Genomic DNA, 20,074 nt, shown 5'->3' with positions numbered 1-20,074 from the left:
GCATGGGATCGCTTCATGACTCTCGATACGACGCCGACCATTCTGATGGTGCCCGGCTTGCGCGACCACGTCGCGGAGCACTGGCAAACACTGCTGGAGCGGAAGTTGCCCAAGGCCACCTCGGTGCCACCGCTCGAGCACGACAAACTCAGTTGCGCTGCGCGCGTTGCGGCGCTCGATGCTGCCCTCGCGAAAATCGATGGCCCGGTGATCCTGGTCGCGCACAGTGCAGGCGTGATGATTACGGTGCACTGGGCCGAGCAGCACAGCCGCAAGATTCACGGTGCGCTGCTCGCCGCTCCCGCCGATCTCGAGACGCCGCTGCCGGCGGGCTATCCGGACATCGATGCACTGGCCGGGAACGGCTGGCATCCGATTCCACGAAAGCCGCTGCCGTTTCCGAGCATCGTCGGCGCGAGCCGCAACGATCCGCTTGCGCAGTTCGAGCGTGTGGCGGCGATGGCGAAACACTGGGGTAGCCGTCTTGTCGACCTTGGCGAAGTCGGTCACCTGAATCCGGCCGCAGGGTTTGGTGAATGGCCCATGGCGGAGACACTGATCCATGAACTCGTCTGATCAGATACCGGTTGGTGCGGTCGATGAACTCGGACCAGGCCAGCGAAAACTCGCCTTCATCAATGGCCGCGGCGTTGTCCTTTTTAACATCGACGGCACGATCCACGCGATTGACAACGCGTGTCCCCACCAGGGGGCCTCGGTCGCAAACGGCCATCTCGACGGGTGCGTGCTGAGCTGCCCGGCGCACGGCCTGCGCTTCGACCTCCGCACCGGCTGCATGCCGGGTGTAAGTGGGTTGAGCCTGACGACATTCCCAGTCCGGACCATCGACGGAAAGCTGTTCGTGAGTCTCGAGGATCCAGTCGCCAGTCCCGCGCCGGTACCGGCGTGCAATGCGGCATCGTGATCCGGGCCGCGCGGGAACACACATCCATTCAGGGGAACAAGGATGCAAGGTTTGATGATGCAACAACCGCTGCTGGTCGCTTCGCTGCTCACGCATGCTGAACGCCATCACGGCGAACAGGAAATCGTGTCGCGACGGGTCGAAGGTGACATTCACCGGTATCGGTACCGGGATCTTGCGCAACGCGCGCGCCGCATGGCAAACGCGCTGGCAGGCCTCGGCATCAAGCCGGGCGAGCGGGTGGGGACGCTGGCATGGAATGGCTACCGGCACATGGAGCTGTACTTCGCGGTGTCGGGGTCCGGGTCCGTGTTGCACACGCTCAACCCGCGGCTGCACGTCGACCAGCTCGCGTACATCATCGAACATGCGGAAGATCGCGTGGTGTTCTTTGACCTGACGTTTCTGCCGCTGATCGAGAGCGTCGCGCCGCGGGTCAGGAGCCCAAAGATCTTCGTTGCAATGACCGATCGCGCGCACATGCCGCGAGACCATGGCCTGTCGGCGACGCTGCTGTGCTACGAGGATATCGTCGACGGTCACAGTGACGCATTCGACTGGCCGTTGCTGGACGAAAACAGCGCCTCGTCGCTGTGCTACACGTCCGGTACGACAGGCAATCCTAAAGGGGTGCTATACAGCCACCGCTCGACCCTGCTGCACACCTACGCCGCGGCGCTGCCGGATTCGCTGAATTGTTCGGCCCGCGATGTGATCCTCCCCGTCGTGCCAATGTTCCATGTGAACGCGTGGGGATTGCCTTATATCGCCTGCATGGTCGGTGCGAAGCTGGTGTTTCCAGGGCCGGCGCTGGACGGCAAGTCGCTCCATGAGCTGATCGAGAATGAACAGGTCACGCTGTCGGCCGGCGTGCCGACAGTCTGGCAGGGACTGCTTGCACATGTCGACGCGATCACGGGTTCGTTTTCGTCAATGAAGCGCACGATTATCGGCGGCGCGCCCTGCCCGACAGCGATGACGACAGCGTTCCAGGAGCGCTATGGCGTCAATGTCGTGCACGCATGGGGCATGACGGAATTGAGCCCGGTCGGAACGATCTGCAGTTTCAAGGCACATCAGGCGTCTCTGCCGGTGGAAGAGCGCTACGCACTTCAAGCGAAGCAGGGTCGCCCGGTATTCGGCACGGACATGAAAATCGTCGACCTGGAAGGCGAGGCATTGCCATGGGACGGCGCCGCAACGGGCGACCTTCTCGTGCGCGGTCATTGGGTCACGCGGGAATATTTCGGCAGTGACGACGCACCGCCGCTGCGCGACGGCTGGTTCCCGACCGGCGACGTGGCCAGGATCGATCCCGACGGCTTCATGCAGATTACAGATCGCAGCAAGGACGTCATCAAGTCCGGTGGCGAATGGATCAGTTCAACTGACATCGAAAACATCGCGTACCTGCACCCCGAAGTCACGACGGCGGTATGCATCGCCGCGCGGCATCCGAAGTGGGACGAGCGGCCCCTGCTGCTGATCGTGAAGAAGCCTGGCAGCGCGCTCGTCCCGAACGAACTGCTCACGTTTTTCGACGGCCGGCTTGCGAAGTGGTGGAAGCCCGATGCCGTTGTGTTTGTCGACTCGGTTCCGCTCGGTGCAACGGGCAAGGTCCTCAAGAACCGGTTGCGGGATCAGTTCGGCGATTACTACCTGTCGGCCTGAAACACTGGCACGGCAGCAACACAGTTTCATTCGAGTAACAAACCATAAACTGCCGGGTCCACCCGGCACGCCTCAAACCAGGAGGAGACACAATGAAATTGAAATCAAGCAGCCTGGCAGTGCTGATAGTTTTTTCCAGCGCGGTCCACGCCCAGTCTTCAGTCACGCTCTATGGCGTACTCGACAGCGGACTCCTGTATCAAAGCACCTCGGCGGCAACGTTCCAGCCGACCGCGCGAAACCAGGGGCATTCCTATCAACTCAAGGACGGTGGCATCTATTCCAGCTACTGGGGTCTGAAAGGAAGCGAGGACATCGGCGCTGGCTACAAGATCACCTTCAAGCTGCAAGGCACGTTTAACACCACGAACGGCAAGTCCGGGCTGTCTGATACGCCGGGCACGACCGCAATCTTCAACCAGTTCGCAACGATCGGGGCAACCGGGCCGTTCGGCACGTTCGACGCCGGCCGGCAGATCATCCCGATGATCTACGCCATGGCGGAAACCGACGTACGCGGCGCACAGTATTTCGGCAGCATCCTGACTGCGTGGCTCGGCATCAACCAGGCGGCCGGCTGGCCCGGCACCAGCACGAACGCTCCAATCGGCGCCCTCTATGACAGCAACGCGCTGGTCTACAATTCGCCGAAATTCTATGGTGCATCGCTTGCGCTTGAGTACGCGCCGGGTGGCGTCGCCGGACAGTTCCAGGGCGGCACGCGTGAATCGGCTGTGCTCAAATATTCGAACTACGGACTGAACCTGTCCGCTGTGTACTACAACGGACATGACACCAATCCGTTCCCGCTGACCTATCCGGCGGCGCCGGCTGTGCCTGCGACAGGCCAGAGCAACAATCGCTTCTACTATTTCGGTGCGATGTACACGATCAGTGGATTTTCTATGTCCGCCTCGTACGGCATCGGCAAAAACCCGGCGAAGAGCAACACTGCTGACTTCGAAATGGTGTCGGGTGGCCTCGGCTACCAGTTCAATCCGCAACTCAAGATCACGTCCGGCTACTACTACCTGAAGGACCGGAATCATTCAGCGAATCACTCGAGCGAAATCGCAGTGGGTGCCGAATACAACCTGTCCCCACGGACCAAGGTATACGCGCAAGTCGGCTACGTCGACAACAAGGGGACGATGAACCAGACGATCATCTATGGGGCACCGGTTGCGCCAGGCATGTCCACCACTGCCGCGATGATCGGCCTCCGCCATAACTTCTGATTCCGTCACACTCTTCAAGCGGAGCAATCCATGAAAACAATCAAGACACTTGGGCTGGCTGTCGCCACATTGTTCGTTGCAATGTCCGTGACCACGTGGTGCCATGCCGGTGAAGCAGCCAGTAGCCCTTCCAGCGCGCAAGGTGCGTCCACGACGGCGGGAACGGGCGCAGCGGCACCCGCGGGCAGGAAAGCGGATCGTGCCTTGCGCCGGAAGATTTATGCCGCCATCGGGAAATACAAGGAGATCAACGCCGGAGACATCAGCGTCATTGCGAAAGACGGCGCGGTGACACTGAATGGCACGGTCACGGAAGCTACCCAGATCAGCAAGGTCGAGGCGATCGCTCGAGGCGTTCCCGGCGTGATGTCAGTGACCAACAAGCTGACGGTGAAGAAGCCATTTGGCGGCATGTAATCCGCCGTAGTCAGAAACGGAGTGGGCGAGGCCGAAGACAACTGGGCTCGCCGACTTCGACCCATCAGTGGCGGCGCCCAATGTGTCGGTCGCGCGCAGCCGACACCTATCCCCCAGGAACGGACCTTGCTGACCAATGCGACGTGCAACGTCCGATGGTTATGCCCAATGAAACCAACCCGCGCCCTGGAAGCACTGAATTTCTTCGCTACTGTGGGTGTCGTACGCACGGCAACCTCGATAGCAACACCGTTGACGCACGCCCCGCCGAGTCTTGATTGCCTTTTGTCTACCAATGTCAATCATGGTCGCCATTTGACCGCCGGTCCGACGAACGCCTCGGCTCTTTATCCCCTGATTTCCTCGTTCGATGCAGCGAGTTTCCGATCTGTCCGGCGACATCGTGGATAGACGAACGCATGTACCAGGGCCACCAGGCCAGATGCCAGAACCACAGGCATGCTCCGCGGTATCCCCGGAGCCACTTGCGGCTTATGCCAGTCACAGGGAAGCTTTCAAGGCTGCGATGGCCGAGCGCCATCACACCAATTGTCATCCAGACAACGGCGATCACGAGAGTCGGAAGCGACAGAACGCATGCGGTGACAAATATCGCAAGCGGCAAACAGATAGTGAGTGGCGAGCGGGTTTTCATTTTGCTTTCGCCCCCTTTATAACGGATCTTATTATTTTAGATTAGCGTATTTTGGAGGTATTAACCGATAGGGTTTTGTACCATCGCTTGAACCCTAACACTGACCATCAAAGCGCAGGTTATTCGGCGGTTTGAACACCCAACGCGTGATTCATAATTAGGCCCTTGCTCACGAAGTGCCAATGCTTACATGGAAAGCATGAAAGATAGATCGACAGTCGTATGCGTCCAGAATGGCAAAATCCTTCTCGTTGCCCGCACGCGCTCGCGGTGGTCTTTACCAGGTGGCACGATCCGGAGATCCGAGTCGCCGCAGGACGCCGCCTTGCGCGAACTGGAAGAAGAGACTTCGCTAGTTGGAGTGGAACTTACGTACCTGTTCCAGTTTGGCGGCCTCAGCAAACACCACCATGTTTTCCGCGCCGATGTTCCTCAGGACGCGGTCCCCGAAGCGCGTAACGAAATTTCGCGTTGCCGGTGGTTCAACCCGGCCAAAATTTCAACGCTAGTCGCAAGCATACCGACGCGGGAAATCGTCGATCTTTTTTGTAAGCACGAAAATCGCGCCGAAATGCCGCCGGCTGTCATCGGCAAACCGGATGGGAGCATTAAACTGGTGGCCCAACCGTATGCCCATGTCGCCGACACGGCTGCGCCGCCGGCTTAACATCGAAACTTGCTGGGAACGCGATGAGTGACACTATGCAGCCACCTTTTTCCGTTCTCTTCGTCGACGACGACGAGATGTCGCGCAATCACTTCGCACGCGCGATCCGTAAAGAATACTGTGTGCATGTCGCTCAAGGCGTAGACGAAGCGATGGCTATGCTAAGTGAATACGGAGCGGAGATTGCCGTACTGGTCACTGATTTCCGCATGCCAAAACGCGACGGAGACGATCTGCTGCGTCAGGTGGCGCGAGAGTATCCGCAAATCGTGCGGATACTTGTGACCGCGTATGCTGATAAAGACATGCTGTTGCAGACGGTCAATACCGGTGACGTATTCCGAATCCTCGAAAAGCCGCTTCGGGCTGAAACGGTGCGCGAGGTTCTGCAACTGGCAACCGCACGCTACGCTGAGCGAGAAGCCCGTCAACAGCGCCTGTTGGCGATGGATGAGACGCTTGCTTTCCTCGCCCACGAGCTGAACACGCCGCTGGCAACGATCTCCCTTTTTGCACGCAGCGTCGAAACCGACGTTGCTGAGCAATACGATCCGGAGCGTCAAATGGCGATCGGCCAGGCGGCAGCGTCAATGCTTAATAATGCACAGTACTGCCTGACGCTGATCTCGTCCTTCTGGGCGGCGGTGCACAAGAACGGAGGCCAACAGGCCGCGTCGGGCATTGGAACCCACGAGATCCGCGCGACGCGATTGATCGCTACCTTGCTCGATACCTATCCGTTTGCCGCCTCGCAGCGCGACTGGATACAGGTCGACGTGCAAGGGGATTTTACCGTGCACGCCATGCCCAATTGCGTGGCGCTCGTCATCTCTTCGCTGTTATCCAACGCGTTGCGTGCGCTCGACGGTGCGCCCTCGCCTTCGTTGCGCCTCGAAGTCGTGGACACTCCCGAACCTGAGATCCGTATTCACGACAACGGTCCGGGGATTGCACCGGAGATAAAAGCACGTCTGTTGCTGGACCCCGTCACGACTTACGCAGGGTCCGGCGGGCACGGTATGGGCATGATCTTTTGCAACCGCATCATGCAGTCTCTCGGTGGGTGCCTCCGTATCGAATCCACCCTGGGTGTGGGCACGACCGTGACGATGGGGTTTCCCAGTTTCAGAAATCAAATGAATGCACATCACTGACACCGGGTAGCCGTCAGACGGTTACCTATCGCTGAGCACGTCCCGATGATCGCGACGTGCTTTGGCCGAATCGAAATACGTCTCCAGCGCGTTAGCTGAACGCTCACCCAACACGCAAATCCGCGCAAGCCAGTCAGCCTCCGAAGGCCATGCGCCTTCTACCACTCGCGGATAAATCTGCCTCGTGAATTGGTGCAGCCCCTTTGCTCCGATATTGCCGCTGACGCCAAGAAGGAGGTGCAATACTCCGCGCGCCGATTGAAGGTCACGAGCCGTCACACTGATAGTAAGTTGCGCCATAAGCACGCGAATCTGCTCAATGCCGTTGAGGAACGACTGATCCAGCAAGTCAAGCGCCATAAGCTCTTCAAGGTGTTTCTTGTCAAGCAGATCGCCTTCCGCGACAGTGGCGGGCTTGCCGATTGGGCTGGCCAATGTTTGAGATAAATCTGCCTTCGCCGGCGCGTGCAAGGTTCGTTGCTGGGCAAACTGTCTTGCGAGGGAGGCATACAGGGAACCGACCTGTACGGGTTTTATCATGACCTCGTTCATGCCTGCAGCGAGACATGCCTGTACGGCTTCCATATCGGATTGGCTGGTCAAGGCAATGATCGGTACGTGGGCATACGCATCGGTACGGGCCCGAATCAACGTGGTCGTTTCCACGCCGCCCATTCCTGGCATATTCAGGTCCATCACGATGGCATCGATAGTGTCGTCTTCCTGCAGCCTCGCCAGCACAGCCAGCCCATGTTCGGCCTCGACGACGCTCGCGCCGCATCGCTCCAGATAACTTTTGGCAACCAGCCCGCTGTAGGTGTCGTCGTCCGCCACCAGGATCGTTTTGCCGGCGAACCCATCGAAGCTCTGTTTCGAATGATGCTGTTTGCCGTTTTCGAAGATCGTCTGCAAGGTGCCAACCAATTCCACCACGCCGCAGGATTTGCTGATGAGTCCGTCCATGCCGGCTTGCCGTGCAAGGACGCGCGCCACATTGCTTGGCTCTGCCGTATAAGCGACGATCAGGACATTCCAGTTAGGTTCTTGACGGCCAGCGCGGATTTTCTCGGTGGTCGTGTAGCCGTCCAGACCCGGCATGTTGATGTCCATCAGCACAAGGTCCCACGGCGTTGCCTGTCGAAGCATGTTCAGCGCCGTCTCGCCGTCTGCGGCTTCGCTCACGTCCGCGCCGACCTTCGACAGCGCACGACGGGTTCTCGCCCGCTGACCGGCATCGTCGTCCACGACAAGAATGCGTTTCTCCCTGAAAAATGGCGTGGCGTGGTCGAGAATCTTCTGCTCATGGCTCGCGACTTCGCTTTCAGAAACGACCGGAAATTGCAGCGTGAACTGCGTAAATTTTCCGACTTCGGATCGGCAGCCGATGGTGCCGCCGAAGGCGCGCATCGCGCGCTGGCAGTACGCGAGCCCGAGCCCAGTACCCGCCGAATTGCCAGCAGTGCGGAAAGGCTCGAACAGATGCGGCAGAATCTCGGGCGCAATACCCGGGCCTGTGTCGTGAACGATCACCGTTTGCCGCTCGACCGTGAGTGTGAGCGTCGCTAGAGGATGCGCGGCAATGTGATGGAGCGCGTTCTTGATCAGATTGAACAGTGTGAACAGATAGACGGTTTCGTCGACCTTGAAGGTGAAATCCTCCAGCACCACGAGTCTGACTTTGCTGCGCTCCTTCTGATCGCTGAAACCGTATTCGTCCAGCGCTTTGCGTGTGGTACTCGCCGCGCTCAGATAGGTCAGATAGTCGGAGCGGATGGGTTTGGCGCTGACTTCGTCCAGTGTCATCGCGATGATACGCAGGCCTCGCTCAATCGACAGTTGTCCGTGGGCGAGATGACGATAAAGCAACGCCGCCCCGTCCTGCGACAACGCCGGCGACGGAGTGGATTCAGTCCTCGCAGGCAGCGCATCTTCCACGCGATCCAGAACGTGCTTCAGCTGGCTGAGGGGGTTACGCATTTCATGGGCGATCGAGCCCGCAAGGGCCTGCAATGCTCGATTTCTTTCGACAAAGATGCGCCCTTTGCTGATCGCATAGCTGAAAGCCATGCTGCACAAGACCACGACGGGCAGCACGGCGAGATCCGACCGGTTGGCCGCGCTTAGAACGATCGGAGCCGGTGAGCTGACCACCGCAGCCAGCGAACCGGAAAGAATGCCGATGCCTATGCAGCCCATCAGCAAAAGCGGGTTGTCGATACACAGCGCCATGATGAAAAGCATCATGACCTCGGTCATCATCCACATAGTGGAGAATGAATTTCTGATCGCGAGGAAAGTACAAACGAATGGCAATACGTAGATCAGGCAGCAATGCCAGTAGATCAGCAGGTAATTGTTAAATCGCCTCGGCCAACGCGCCTGAAAGATCAAGGGAATGCAGATCACAGCCGCACTCAACCGGAGGAAAAGGTTGTCGTACGGCTGCGGCAGGACATAGGTCCAGACGACGTAGTAAATGGGGTGGCACAGGAGGCCAAGTATGCCTCCCCATCGAATTGCAAGCCGGCTTCGTTCCAGCAAATCCCGCATGCTCTCGCGCGGCATCACCATCTGGCCTCCAATGACGTTCACGACCCTATCAGTTCGTGTTTGCCACGACGCTGGGTACTCTGGATGATCGCCGAACCGTCTTTACCGTGAAAAGGTCCGACCGAAAACCCGTACTTCTTCAGAAGACCGTGAGTATATGAAACGGACCACACAGGAGGGCTGCCGATGATGAAATCGGAAGCAATGCCTTCCTGCCAGGCTGCGTAGCCTTCGGCGAAACAGGTATAGCAATCGCGGGTGGTCGGCAGTCTGAACGGAAACACGGTGTTGAGTCCGGCAGGGCCACGGGCGAAACACTCAATATATAGCGTGTGGGCCCGCGACGCGAGTTCAGCCTCGACGCTCGCTGCCCTGGGATGAGAATCATCGATCCAGAACTGCGCCCGTTTGAGGTCAGAAGACGTGAGGTAGGGAACGCTGGTACTGCTGACGAGGATTGCGCCATCGAACTGCGGCAACGGCGTGTCCGGACTGAAGGTGTGTACCGAAATCCGGGTTCGTCCCAGCAGATCAGTTGCCAGCAGTTCTTTTGCTTGCTCCTTGAGCAGGTTCACCTTGTCCGGCAAATCGATCAGAACAAGCTCTTTCGGTGCATCTTTGTAAAGCAGGTATTTAGCCGCCGTGACGCCGAGTCGCCCAGCGGCGCCGAATAGAGCGAGCTTCGTCTTGCCGAATTCGAGATCAAGTTCGTTGCAGCAGTGGATGGCCCAGTCTTTCAGCATCGAGGCGGTGGCGGCATGACCCGTGGTGATGTGGGGCGGCTTCGTATGCCGGGGGAGTGCGCCATAGTTGCAGGCATAGGGCGTGGACGCGCCCATCGCCACCATACTCAATCCCGCTTGCCTTGCCAGTTCCAGAGCCGGAAAAAATTGCGTCTCCCGAAACCGCTTGATACCGCGCGGGCTCCCAAGCCACAACTCGAGAGGAACTGGACACGCAATATTGGCCCCTATGACCTGAGATCCCGAATAGATAGGCGATGCGATAAAAGGCTTTGCTTTCCAAAGTTCTTCTTCAAATGACGCATTTCTGCGTTTCACATTATGAAATGAAAATGAAAGCGTATCCCAGTCCGTAGCGTGAAACAGAAACCCAATGCCACCTTGGCCCGCTGACAGGTTGTCCCTTATCTCTTCTGGGTGAATGGTGTGTTTGAGCGTCAAAGGCGCACTATTGGGGTGCAGACTGGAGTTGGCCTGCTCATCGAAATCGATCGTAATTTCCTGTTGAGGAGACGTTCTCATTTGGGTTCCCTTAAGTTGAACTTACGCTGGAAAGTCAGCGCAGCATCGTCAGTCAGGATTGACTGCCGACATTCAACTCTAGAGAAATCCGGCGCGGTGTGTCCGTCTGTTCGGTCGCATCGCGAAAGTTGCGGGACTTACCGGAAATTGCGGCTGGGGGTGGGGTGAGGCTGGCGGCGGGTGGATTCGAAGCAACAAGCGTGGGCGTATCGGAGTTCTGATTGAAAGTTAGTCCGTCGATTTCTCATCATTTGAGAACTCTGACGACGTCTCTCAACCAATCAGACTCGCAACGTCGTCCCACGCAAAGACGATGTTTTCCGATCGCCACATCGGTCCCGGATCGATGTATTCGCCTGCCGGTCGGCCATTTAGCGCCTCGTAAAAGGCGATCGCGGATTCGTTTCCCTTGACGACGCTTAAAGCGGCTCCTTGGTAGTGCATTTTCCTCAAATGAGTTGCAAGTTGTGCAAGCAACTCGCGGCCGATGCCGCGGCGCTTGAAGTCAGGATCGACATAAAGGAATTTGATCTCGCCGCGACCGTCGAATATCGATTCTGAAGGCCTCCCGGCGGCTCCGATGCCAACGGTTCTACCGTCGATCTCAGCAATGAGCACGACCTGGCTGCTGTCATTCGCGGACAGTTTTTCCTTCCACTGCTTGCCACGATATTGCTCGTCGAGGACGGCATATGCTTCCGCTGGCGCAAGCTCCTGGTAGGTCTGCCTCCAGACCTTCACATGAAAATCGGCGATCATTTGAGCATCGTCGATATTTGCGGTTCTGATGGATATTCCCGTCATTTAAGGCTCTTTTGGATTCAAAGTTGTGCCGGTGGACTCGGGTGCGCGTAGGAGATTGTCAGCGATCTGAGCGGGGATGTCGAACGACCGGTTGCCGCCAAACTTCGCCCCGACGATCAGGCGCAACGATCGTTTAGGCCGCGCATTCAATGCAAAAAGCATAATCCACCCTACAAGAAACAATCAACTTTCCGCACGCCTGCCACGGGACCGCCACCGATTTACTTTCCGCCAACGAGCAATAGCGCATGGCCTTTTATCGAGCGTAATACACCTCAGTTGAAAATCTAAAGTTCACGCAAACAGCGCCGATAAATAGTTCGCCCGTGTTTGAATTTTCCGTGAGGGTGCCCCCAACAAAAGACACTGGCCAATGGCGTCCGCGCTCTCAATCCACACTTAAAAGATCATGAATAACAAAACGCTTTCAACTTCTGCACTCGCGGGTTTTATTGTTGCAACAACACTACTCACGGGCTGTTCTACGCTTCCGAAAACAGATCTCGCCGCCAGCAATCGTGAAAAGCTCCATTCGATCGCTGTGCTGGACGTCAATGAACCGCACGGAGAGAGTGTGGTCAACTTCGGTGGTGCTGGCGGAGCATTTGGATTGGTTGGTGGACTGGTGCAAGCCGGGATCAACGCCAATCATACGAGTACGTACACGCAGCAAGTGGCGAGCGGAAAAATCACCTTCGCTCCCGTCGTCAACGATAGCCTGACAACCCGACTGTCCGGTAACGGCTATGAAATCGTTGCGTTGCACGACCAGCATGCCAAGCTTTCGAGCGACGGCAAGTCCGACGACTTTTCCGATGTCAAGACCAACGCCGACGCCATCCTGAGCGTGTGGATCACTTCGTTTGGTTACGTATCGCCGCCGGAATCGAGCGATTTCATTCCGTGGGTCGTCGTTCGTGCTCGCCTGCTTGACTCGAAGTCCAAGGAAGACTTGTACTTCAAGACATTCGCCTGCGGCTGGGACATCAAGGCCAACTCTGTTCATGTCGAAGCGGACGCTAAATATCACTATGGCAGTTTCGGCACCCTGATCGACCAGTTCGATCAGTCGGTCGCAGGTCTCAAGGATTGCGAGCAGGCAGTTGTCGCCGTAATTGGGCAGGATCTGACAAAGCAGCAGTAAGGGTAGTGACGAGTGCCACCGTCCTCGGCATTCCGGAGCGCAGTCAAGTTGGCTGGCTGCGCGTGGTTGTCGAGGACGGGCATACGAAGCCGCGACGCGTGTGCGATATCCACGGCAGTGATCTGAGCCGCCCACTCACGTCGACAAGATATCCTTTGACTGAATCCGCTTTACGCCCACGCGATCCATGTTTTTTCGCGCCGCCGCAAGTGAGCCGTTGAGGTCAATCGGGCGCGTTGCGTCTTCGATGACATAAGCTTTGAACCCTGCCTTGCGGGCGTCCATTGCTGTCCATGCAACGCAGAAGTCAGTCGCCAGTCCGGTCACAAACACGGTGTCGATATGCCGCTGCTTCAGATATCCCGAGAGGCCGGTTTCTGTCTTGTGATCGGCTTCCTCAAACGCGGAATAACTGTCCATGTCCTTGTGAAAGCCCTTGCGTATGATGACTTGCGCAGTCGGCAGTTTAAGGTCCTTGTCGAGCGCGGCGTCGTCAGTGCCTTGCACGCAATGATCCGGCCACAAGACCTGTGTACCGTACGACAACTGCGCCGTCTCGAACGGCTTCTTACCAGGATGGGAACTGGCGAACGACGCGTGTCCCGGCGTGTGCCAGTCCTGCGTAATGACAATGTTCTCGAACTTGCCAGCCAACTCGTTGATAAGTGGCACGACTTCGGCGCCGCCTTTCACCGGCAGCGTTCCGCCATCGATGAAACAATTTTGCACGTCCACGACGATCAATGCGGATTTGCTGCCGGGCGTGATGTGTTTGCCTGATGCAGCCGACGCTGCCAAAGCGCTCAGGCTTCCAAGGCCACAAAGATGAACCAGACCGAGCGCGGCGGTCGACTTGATGAGTGCCCTACGACGGTTTTCTCCCACGGCGAATCCCCTTTTCGATTGAAGCCACAATCATAGAGGCGCCAAATTTATTTCAGACTGCGTCTCGAGGCACCTGTCTTTCTGAAAGCCACCGCATAAATAATCGCACAAAAATTCGCTAAATGGTTTGATGTCCGGGGAATTTGCCGACTATTCCAGCAATCTCGATGCCGCGACTCCTGCGAGGCAGAAAAATCGAGCCTGGGCGTGGCGGCCATCAAGGTTTGCGTATACGGATGGCGTGGCGCAGAGAAAACGCGCGCAAGTCTCCAGTAACGGTCGTGCAACTGCACGACCGTCATCCGGTGAAAGAGCGATATGGGAAGGTTTTCCGGACGCTGTTACCGAATCGACACAGCCCCGAAGTTCACACGGCCGAACGCACTGACGTGATAGCCATCGATGTTCGGACGCGTGATCGCAGCCACCAGCGGATGCGCAAGCGGAATCCAGAGCGCCTGATCGTGCGCGATCTTCACGGCACGGTCGTAGTCCTGCGCGCGAACCGACGCGGTGCTGGTAGCTTTCCCGCTCGCGATCGACGCATCCAGCGACGCATCGCAGTAACGCTGGAAGTTGGTACCGCCCTTCACAGCGTCACATGAGAATAGCGGTGACAGGAAGTTATCCGGATCGCCGTTGTCGCCGGCCCATCCCATGAACAGCAGGTCATATTGTCCCTGCTTGATTTCATGAAGCAACTCGCCCCACTCCAGGGTCTTGATCCGTGCGTCGATGCCTACCTTGGTGAGGTCAGCCTGAAGCAGTTCGGCGCCCACCTTCGGATTCGGATTGAGCGTGCTGCCGGTCGAGCGGGTCCAGATCGTCAGGCTCAATCCATTCGCCATGCCCGCCTGGGCCAGCAGCTTTTTCGCGAGCGCCGGATCGTACGCATAGCCGGTCTTCGCCTCCGTGCTGCTGGGATACGGATCCGTCGCGGGAACTGCGCTGGTGCCGAACAACGTCTTCACGTACGTATCGCGATCGAAGGCCAGATTGATCGCGCGGCGCACCACCGGACTATCCAGACCGTGACGCTGCGTATTGAGCGCGACGAACGCCGTCATGAAACCGGGCACGTCGAGTACTTTCAACGACGGGTCCCGGCGCGCCGATGCAATGTCGTCCGGCTTCGGCGCGAGAGCGATATCGCATTCGCCGGCCTTGACCCGTTGAGCTCGCACGGTCGGATCGGGCGTAATCGCGTAGATCAGTCCATCGACCTTGGGCTTCGGCCCCCAGTAGTCTGGGTTCACCGTGTAGCGGATCGTCGCGTCCGGACGATAGCTCTTGAGAACGAATGGACCCGTCGATACCGGCTTGGCGTTCAGGTCTGCGATCGCGTTAGTCTTTAGCAGTTGCGCAAGATATTCGCTCGAATAGATCGAGGCGAAACTCATCGTCAGGATCGGCAGCAAGGTGGCGTCCGGATGATTGAGAACGATGCGGACCGTCAGCGGGTCGACCTTGTCGACCGACTTGATCAGCTTCGTGATCTGCATCGACTGTACGTTCGGCATCACCACCGTCGGCAACGCCTTGCGCCATGCGTTGTCCGGATTCAGCATGCGGTCGAACGTGGCGATTACGTCGTCGGCATCGAACGTCCGGGTCGGTTTGAAGTAATCGGTCGTCTGGAAATGGACGTTGGGACGCAAATGGAACGTATAGACCGCGCCGGACTGACTGACGTCCCAACTCTGCGCGAGCGCTGGCTGCACGGTGCCGGTGGCATCGTCGTACGTGACGAGCCCGTTGAAAATAACGTCGGCAGACGCATTCGTGATGGTCAGCGTGCTGTAACGCACCGGGTCGAATCCTTCCGGACTGGCTTCGGTGCAGACGACCAACGGCTTCGCAAAGGCACTCGCAAGCGGCAAAACCATGAGCAACGCAATAGCGGCAAATCGCAGTTTCATTGGATGTTTCTCGTTTGACTTGATCCCGGCTGCGGCACGCGCGCCACGGCCGGGATCCAGCACAGGGTCACTCAGAAGTTCAGAAGTTGTGGGCGATACCAACGCGCACGTTGGCTTGTGTCTGCGTGCTCGACGGGGTGAATGCATAGCCGATCACCGCATTCACACCGCTCGATGCGCGGAGGTAACCCGCCGACGTGTAGATCCGCGTACTCTTCGACAGACTCTCGTAGAGACCGACCGACAGTTCGTTCCAGTGGTGATGCTCGAAGGTCGTGTACTGGTAGCCCGAGCGGAGCGCCAGCGCAGGCGAGAGCTGATACGCGCCGCCGGCTTCGTACACGTGCATGAAAGACGACACATTGCCATCGGCCGACGTGATCTTGGTCAGGGTCGTGTTGGCCTTGATCGTGAGCTTGTCGAAGCTGTAGCTTGCGCCGATCCCGCCCGTATCGAGGTGGCTCACCGTCAGTCCGGTGCTCGAATACAGCGACGTGAGCTGACCGGTCGAACTGCTGACCCTGGCGGTCGTGGTGCCCAGGAATGACGACAGGCCGAGCGCGTTGTACGGATCGATTGTCGTGCTGTTCAGCTGCGAGTATGCCGCTGCCGCACTGAACGCGCCCGCGGTGTAAAGCACGCCGGCACTCCACGCTGAACCTGTATGGAAACTGCCGGCCGTATTGCTGAACGAATACATCGCGCCCGCGCTCAGACCGTCGAAACTCTTGCTTGCGAACTTGACCGAGTTGATCATTGTGTCGCCGCTCATGCGGTCGAGGTCGCCGAGGTGAATCGCATAGCCGTCGCCGTCCTGACTGATGTTATAGCGAGACGTGTAGTCGTTGATGAAGTCGTATTGCCTGCCGAGCGTCAGCGTGCCGAGCCAGTTGCTCAGTCCCACCAGTGCAGTTTTGCCGAACATATAGCCGCTGCTGGGCTTCGAACTACCATCGGTCACACGAAAGCCTGAGCGAAGGTCGAATACGGCCTGTGTGCCGCCACCAAGATCTTCCGTGCCGCGCAGCCCCCAGTAGTTGCTGTACACAACACCGCTGTCCATCTTGTATTGGTGTTGCCCACCCGTGTCCGTTATATAGCTCACCCCGTTGTCCATCCGCCCATAGAGCGTCACGCTGTTGTCCGCTCGCGCCGCCGATGTTGCCAGCATCGCAGTCATCCCTAAAACTCCAAACCCGAAAAAGAATCTTGATTTCATGTGCGATATTTTTGTGTGGATCCCATAGAAGCCAGACCGGAACCCGCGTGATGCCGCAATGCGCTGCACACCGGGTTCGGAGCTGCATTCCCGTCCATCGGGGAACGGGAATCACTGTATCGCGGGGCCGGGAGAAGAAAAAACTAAAACCCTTCGTTCAAATAGATCAATTTGAAATAACGTTCTATTTTGAAGACTAATTAGGAAAGGTAGCATTCGTTTATCGTTTCGAATGCAATAGTTAATTCTTACCGCCCATTACATAACTTTACCCATGTGCCAACTCCTTGCTCTCAGTTGTGCTGAGCCGACCGATGTGACCTTTTCATTCACGGGATTTGCGGCGCGAGGCGGTCTGACCGATCACCATGTGGATGGATGGGGAATCGCGTTTTATGAGGAGCGGGCATGCCGCTTATTCATCGACGACAAACCTGCCTGCCGTTCGCCCATGGCCGAATTTGTGAAGCGTTATCCGATCAAATCGCGCAATGTCATCGCGCACATCCGGAAAGCGACGCAAGGTGGCGCCAGTGCCGAGAATTGTCATCCCTTCATGCGCGAACATAACGGACAGCAATGGGTGTTCGCACATAACGGTGACCTGCGGGAGCGAAACTGGTGGGTGTCCGGTCCTTACGCGCCGGTGGGAACAACCGATAGCGAAACGGCCTTTTGCACGATCATGAATGTGATCCACAAGCGTGGCGTCGATCGGGATACCACGCCAGACGAACTGTTCGACGTAATAGAGGACATCACTCGCAACCTGAATCAGTATGGAATTTTCAACTTCCTGCTGTCGAACGGACAATCGCAGTTTGCCTACTGCTCCACGCGACTGGCCTACGTGATGCGTCGCTGGCCGTTCTCAAGCGCGAGACTCGTCGATGCCGATATGTCGGTCGACTTCTCCGCTTATGCGACCTCGGAAGACTACACGGCAGTGATCGCGACGACACCACTCACCGATGAAGCATGGACCACGTGCCAGCCGGGCGATCTGCTCATGTTTCGCGCAGGATCCCTGGTCAGACGCGCACACGTCCCTGTGCCGCCTCAGGTACTTGCTACCGCGCGATATGCACCTTCCGAGACATCGGGCACACCGGTTGTCTCGATGGGATGATTTGGCGTTGCGCCCTGGAAGCTGTCGACCAGCACTTCAGCGTCGCGCCGACCACCTTCGACTAACGCAAGGGATTCTTGATCGAGACGCCAGGAACACGAAGGTGACATTGGCTGGGACAGGCGCCTTATTTTTGGGTATAAGCTCTTCTATCACTCTATTGCTCTGGACAAGCACGGCTGGCTTCCTTTCGCGCACTTACAAAACATCAAGTCTCGCGCGATGGTCCCGATAACTCGATTGCACGTCGCTACCGTGCATTCGATTTTCGACCGTCTCGCCAAGCGCGGGACAAAGGAAGCGTCAGCCCATGTCGCCTGATCCGATCAACACGAACACGTCAGTCACCACACCGCCACCACCCGAGCCTCCTCCATCAAAGGATGCATCGTCGACAGCCAGCACGTCCGACCGCAGCAACGATGCACTGATAACAGCACTCAAGCAGACGTTGACGCGGCTCGGCATCGATGCATCAACGGGCTTAGCCATCAGCGACAGCACCAACGACGACTCCGACGCCTTGTTGCACAGGCGTGTGAGTGCCTCGAGCACGTCACTGGTCGCGGCGCTCTATCAGGCGCTCGAGCTGCAGCGGTCAATTGCCGTGGCTAACGGCCTGAGCACGTCGGGTAAGGAAACGAAAGACGCGCTTTCCCCCGCAACAGATATCCAGCCATCCAGTTCGGCCGTAAGCGGCTATCGCGATCTCGGCGCTCAGATTGCCGATCTGGCGAAGACGTCCCGCACGGTAGTAAGCGACGACGATAACGATACGGACGAATGGGATTTCGATATCGACGATTTCGAAAACACACCGAGCGCCGTCACAGAGTCAGGCGACCCGATGACAGCCGCAATCGGACAATTGAATCAGGCGTTACGGGATCACGTCACGACGCTCGCGCAGGATGCGAACGCGAAAGTCTCGCTAGTTGCGGTGCTCGACGGATTGTCAGACGAGACGAAGGGGGTTCAATGGCGGCCGCTCGGTGTGTTGATCGACGTGCAGGCGTAATGCGCGATCGACGTCGTCACGTCAATCGCGCATCCACCGCTTTTCCACCAGTCATGCGTTCATCCGCAGCGATCAGGCCGTGCCCCCGGGGTTTGGGAGAACCTGGCCAATATCGATGCGATTCCCATCAGGATCTGCCAGCACGAAACACCTGAGCCCGAACTCAGCATCGCGCAAGGCCTTGATGATCCGAACGTTGTGGGTCGTGCAGTGCTCATAAAGGACAGTTGCGTCTTCGACCATGAGGTGGGCTACGTTATTTAGCGATGCCTTATGGTTCTTGTTCTGCGACAGATGCAGTTCAGCTTTGTCCTTCTTCAGAATGAGTTATCGTAGCTCGATCTGCATCTGGATTCGGCCTGAGCGACGACAACAAAGGAGACAACTGTGAAATTGATGGCCATGATCGCCATCCTTTTGGCCCTTGTTGCCGCGCCGGCCCTCGCCGCCGATGTCGGCTTCGAGGAGGTCAAGATATCGAACGGTGCGGAGCGGCCGCTAACTGCCGGAATCTGGTACCCGACTAACGCGCCGGCGACACCGCACGCCTTGGGCAATTTCACCCAGACTGTGGCGCCGGATGCTCCGATCATCGGCCAACAACTGCCGCTGGTGGTGATGTCGCATGGCGGCGCAGGGTGGTATGGCGGCCATTACGACACGGCTCTCGCCTTGGCTCACGCGGGTTTCGTGGTGGCGGCGGTCAGTCACGCCGGCGACACTTTCGATGACCAGAGCGGCGTCTTGCAGTTGTGGCGCCGTCCGGCCCAGCTTCGCCGGCTGGTTGACTACATGCTCGACGAGTGGCGTTGGCGCCGGCGGCTGGACGCGGCCCGCATTGGCGCGTTCGGCTTTTCCAACGGCGGCTTCACCGTGCTCGTGGCCGCAGGCGGGGTCCCAGACCTGTCGGAGATCGCCCCATATTGCGAGGCACACCCTGATCATGATCTGTGCGCTGCTCTGAAGCATGCCGGCGTCGATCCCCATGTCGGCGCGGATGTTCCCGCCAGTGGCTGGATCCACGACTCGCGCATCAAGGCTGTGGTCATCGCCGCGCCCGCGTTCGGCTTCGCGTTCGGCCGCGCAGGGCTAAGCAGCGTGCGCGCTCCGATCCAGCTCTGGCGAGCTGCCGAGGATCGTCATCAGCCGCACCCGTACTACGATGAGGCCATACGCGCCGACCTGCCCCGAACGCCCGAATACCACGTGGTCGCCAACGCAGGCCATTACGACTTCCTGCCACCCTGTGACGCGGGTCTGTCCGGGAAGAAGCCAGAAGTCTGCGACAGCCTGCCGGGCTTCGACCGCGCGGCGTTCCATGAACAATTCAACGCCGATGTGGTGCAGTTTTTCCAGGCAAGGCTGCGATAGAAAACTTCTCGTCTTCGTGTGCTGACACCGCGAGTCATGAGGT

General features: G+C 58.1%; 19 protein-coding genes. 11 read left to right on the top strand and 8 right to left on the bottom strand.

Going from position 1 to position 20,074, the window contains the following annotated elements; translation table 11 throughout:
• The first annotated feature begins 15 nt into the window (after window positions 1-15).
• From KHO30_RS03670 to KHO30_RS03640, 7 genes are all read left to right on the top strand, one after another.
• Window positions 16-576: an RBBP9/YdeN family alpha/beta hydrolase gene (locus tag KHO30_RS03670; RefSeq protein WP_093636739.1), complete on the top strand. Its 561-nt coding sequence runs from the start codon at window positions 16-18 to the stop codon at window positions 574-576.
• Window positions 563-925 (top strand): Rieske (2Fe-2S) protein, encoded by a 363-nt coding sequence (locus KHO30_RS03665; RefSeq protein ID WP_211700080.1) that lies wholly within the window; start codon window positions 563-565, stop codon window positions 923-925. Before KHO30_RS03670 ends, KHO30_RS03665 begins: the two co-directional genes overlap by 14 nt.
• A 42-nt stretch (window positions 926-967) precedes the next feature.
• Entirely contained in the window at window positions 968-2,596 is a 1,629-nt protein-coding gene (locus KHO30_RS03660; protein ID WP_211700079.1) for a 3-(methylthio)propionyl-CoA ligase, read from the top strand.
• A 92-nt stretch (window positions 2,597-2,688) separates the two neighbouring features.
• Window positions 2,689-3,834 (top strand): porin, encoded by a 1,146-nt coding sequence (locus tag KHO30_RS03655; protein WP_211700078.1) that lies wholly within the window; start codon window positions 2,689-2,691, stop codon window positions 3,832-3,834.
• Window positions 3,835-3,864: 30 nt separating this feature from the next.
• Window positions 3,865-4,251, top strand: coding sequence for a BON domain-containing protein (locus KHO30_RS03650; protein ID WP_211700077.1), 387 nt, complete (start codon window positions 3,865-3,867; stop codon window positions 4,249-4,251).
• An 854-nt stretch (window positions 4,252-5,105) separates the two neighbouring features.
• Window positions 5,106-5,573: an NUDIX hydrolase gene (locus tag KHO30_RS03645; protein ID WP_093636724.1), complete on the top strand. Its 468-nt coding sequence runs from the start codon at window positions 5,106-5,108 to the stop codon at window positions 5,571-5,573.
• A 23-nt stretch (window positions 5,574-5,596) separates the two neighbouring features.
• Entirely contained in the window at window positions 5,597-6,727 is a 1,131-nt protein-coding gene (locus KHO30_RS03640; RefSeq protein ID WP_211700076.1) for a hybrid sensor histidine kinase/response regulator, read from the top strand.
• 21 nt (window positions 6,728-6,748) lie between these two features.
• Here the strand turns inward: KHO30_RS03640 and KHO30_RS03635 are convergent, their stop codons facing one another.
• The 3 genes from KHO30_RS03635 to KHO30_RS03625 all read right to left on the bottom strand — a co-directional run bounded on the left by KHO30_RS03635 (window position 6,749) and on the right by KHO30_RS03625 (window position 11,346).
• Window positions 6,749-9,298, bottom strand: coding sequence for an ATP-binding response regulator (locus KHO30_RS03635; RefSeq protein ID WP_211700963.1), 2,550 nt, complete (start codon window positions 9,296-9,298; stop codon window positions 6,749-6,751).
• Window positions 9,299-9,315: 17 nt separating this feature from the next.
• A complete protein-coding gene (locus tag KHO30_RS03630) occupies window positions 9,316-10,542 on the bottom strand; it encodes a hypothetical protein (RefSeq protein WP_211700075.1) in 1,227 nt (408 codons plus the stop codon).
• Window positions 10,543-10,815: 273 nt separating this feature from the next.
• The gene (locus tag KHO30_RS03625) at window positions 10,816-11,346 is read right to left on the bottom strand and encodes a GNAT family N-acetyltransferase (RefSeq protein WP_200652902.1); all 531 of its coding nucleotides are present in this window, start codon (window positions 11,344-11,346) and stop codon (window positions 10,816-10,818) included.
• 409 nt (window positions 11,347-11,755) lie between these two features.
• On the opposite strand from KHO30_RS03625, the gene KHO30_RS03620 reads away from it, so the two are divergent.
• Entirely contained in the window at window positions 11,756-12,490 is a 735-nt protein-coding gene (locus tag KHO30_RS03620; RefSeq protein ID WP_244863930.1) for a hypothetical protein, read from the top strand.
• Window positions 12,491-12,625: 135 nt separating this feature from the next.
• Here KHO30_RS03620 and KHO30_RS03615 read toward each other — a convergent pair whose 3' ends face one another.
• From KHO30_RS03615 to KHO30_RS03600, 4 genes are all read right to left on the bottom strand, one after another.
• Window positions 12,626-13,375, bottom strand: a complete 750-nt coding sequence (locus KHO30_RS03615; RefSeq protein WP_054033812.1) for a nicotinamidase — start codon at window positions 13,373-13,375, stop codon at window positions 12,626-12,628.
• Window positions 13,376-13,422: 47 nt separating this feature from the next.
• A complete protein-coding gene (locus KHO30_RS39700; RefSeq protein WP_408309371.1) occupies window positions 13,423-13,677 on the bottom strand; it encodes an ABC transporter ATP-binding protein in 255 nt (84 codons plus the stop codon).
• Between the two features lie 39 nt (window positions 13,678-13,716).
• Window positions 13,717-15,294: an ABC transporter substrate-binding protein gene (locus tag KHO30_RS03605; protein WP_211700073.1), complete on the bottom strand. Its 1,578-nt coding sequence runs from the start codon at window positions 15,292-15,294 to the stop codon at window positions 13,717-13,719.
• Window positions 15,295-15,373: 79 nt separating this feature from the next.
• Entirely contained in the window at window positions 15,374-16,513 is a 1,140-nt protein-coding gene (locus KHO30_RS03600; RefSeq protein WP_211700072.1) for a porin, read from the bottom strand.
• Window positions 16,514-16,787: 274 nt separating this feature from the next.
• On the opposite strand from KHO30_RS03600, the gene KHO30_RS03595 reads away from it, so the two are divergent.
• Window positions 16,788-17,642, top strand: coding sequence for a class II glutamine amidotransferase (locus KHO30_RS03595; protein WP_128575980.1), 855 nt, complete (start codon window positions 16,788-16,790; stop codon window positions 17,640-17,642).
• A gap of 310 nt (window positions 17,643-17,952) precedes the next feature.
• A complete protein-coding gene (locus KHO30_RS03590) occupies window positions 17,953-18,660 on the top strand; it encodes a hypothetical protein (protein ID WP_093636684.1) in 708 nt (235 codons plus the stop codon).
• A gap of 72 nt (window positions 18,661-18,732) precedes the next feature.
• On the opposite strand, the gene KHO30_RS39695 is transcribed toward KHO30_RS03590, so the two are convergent.
• Entirely contained in the window at window positions 18,733-18,960 is a 228-nt protein-coding gene (locus KHO30_RS39695) for a VOC family protein (protein WP_425312888.1), read from the bottom strand.
• Window positions 18,961-19,056: 96 nt separating this feature from the next.
• On the opposite strand from KHO30_RS39695, the gene KHO30_RS03585 reads away from it, so the two are divergent.
• The gene (locus KHO30_RS03585; protein WP_211700961.1) at window positions 19,057-20,031 is read left to right on the top strand and encodes an alpha/beta hydrolase family protein; all 975 of its coding nucleotides are present in this window, start codon (window positions 19,057-19,059) and stop codon (window positions 20,029-20,031) included.
• The last annotated feature ends 43 nt before the right edge of the window (window positions 20,032-20,074 follow it).

Source organism: Paraburkholderia aspalathi, from assembly GCF_905220735.1.
GTDB classification, from domain to species: domain Bacteria; phylum Pseudomonadota; class Gammaproteobacteria; order Burkholderiales; family Burkholderiaceae; genus Paraburkholderia; species Paraburkholderia aspalathi.
Note: the sequence above shows the minus strand (reverse complement) of the source record. Positions and strands in the feature narration are given on the sequence as shown.

What these genes read in the sequence shown, in the direction of transcription:
- KHO30_RS03605 (WP_211700073.1), bottom strand. Translation starts at nt 15,294, where the DNA reads ATGAAACTGCGATTTGCCGCTATTGCGTTGCTCATGGTTTTGCCGCTT.
- KHO30_RS03650 (WP_211700077.1), top strand. Translation starts at nt 3,865, where the DNA reads ATGAAAACAATCAAGACACTTGGGCTGGCTGTCGCCACATTGTTCGTT.
- KHO30_RS03595 (WP_128575980.1), top strand. Translation starts at nt 16,788, where the DNA reads ATGTGCCAACTCCTTGCTCTCAGTTGTGCTGAGCCGACCGATGTGACC.
- KHO30_RS03670 (WP_093636739.1), top strand. Translation starts at nt 16, where the DNA reads ATGACTCTCGATACGACGCCGACCATTCTGATGGTGCCCGGCTTGCGC.
- KHO30_RS03625 (WP_200652902.1), bottom strand. Translation starts at nt 11,346, where the DNA reads ATGACGGGAATATCCATCAGAACCGCAAATATCGACGATGCTCAAATG.
- KHO30_RS03590 (WP_093636684.1), top strand. Translation starts at nt 17,953, where the DNA reads ATGTCGCCTGATCCGATCAACACGAACACGTCAGTCACCACACCGCCA.
- KHO30_RS03665 (WP_211700080.1), top strand. Translation starts at nt 563, where the DNA reads ATGAACTCGTCTGATCAGATACCGGTTGGTGCGGTCGATGAACTCGGA.
- KHO30_RS03640 (WP_211700076.1), top strand. Translation starts at nt 5,597, where the DNA reads ATGAGTGACACTATGCAGCCACCTTTTTCCGTTCTCTTCGTCGACGAC.
- KHO30_RS03635 (WP_211700963.1), bottom strand. Translation starts at nt 9,298, where the DNA reads ATGGTGATGCCGCGCGAGAGCATGCGGGATTTGCTGGAACGAAGCCGG.
- KHO30_RS03630 (WP_211700075.1), bottom strand. Translation starts at nt 10,542, where the DNA reads ATGAGAACGTCTCCTCAACAGGAAATTACGATCGATTTCGATGAGCAG.
- KHO30_RS03645 (WP_093636724.1), top strand. Translation starts at nt 5,106, where the DNA reads ATGAAAGATAGATCGACAGTCGTATGCGTCCAGAATGGCAAAATCCTT.
- KHO30_RS03600 (WP_211700072.1), bottom strand. Translation starts at nt 16,513, where the DNA reads ATGAAATCAAGATTCTTTTTCGGGTTTGGAGTTTTAGGGATGACTGCG.
- KHO30_RS39700 (WP_408309371.1), bottom strand. Translation starts at nt 13,677, where the DNA reads ATGACGGTCGTGCAGTTGCACGACCGTTACTGGAGACTTGCGCGCGTT.
- KHO30_RS03660 (WP_211700079.1), top strand. Translation starts at nt 968, where the DNA reads ATGCAAGGTTTGATGATGCAACAACCGCTGCTGGTCGCTTCGCTGCTC.
- KHO30_RS03655 (WP_211700078.1), top strand. Translation starts at nt 2,689, where the DNA reads ATGAAATTGAAATCAAGCAGCCTGGCAGTGCTGATAGTTTTTTCCAGC.
- KHO30_RS03620 (WP_244863930.1), top strand. Translation starts at nt 11,756, where the DNA reads ATGAATAACAAAACGCTTTCAACTTCTGCACTCGCGGGTTTTATTGTT.
- KHO30_RS03585 (WP_211700961.1), top strand. Translation starts at nt 19,057, where the DNA reads ATGGCCATGATCGCCATCCTTTTGGCCCTTGTTGCCGCGCCGGCCCTC.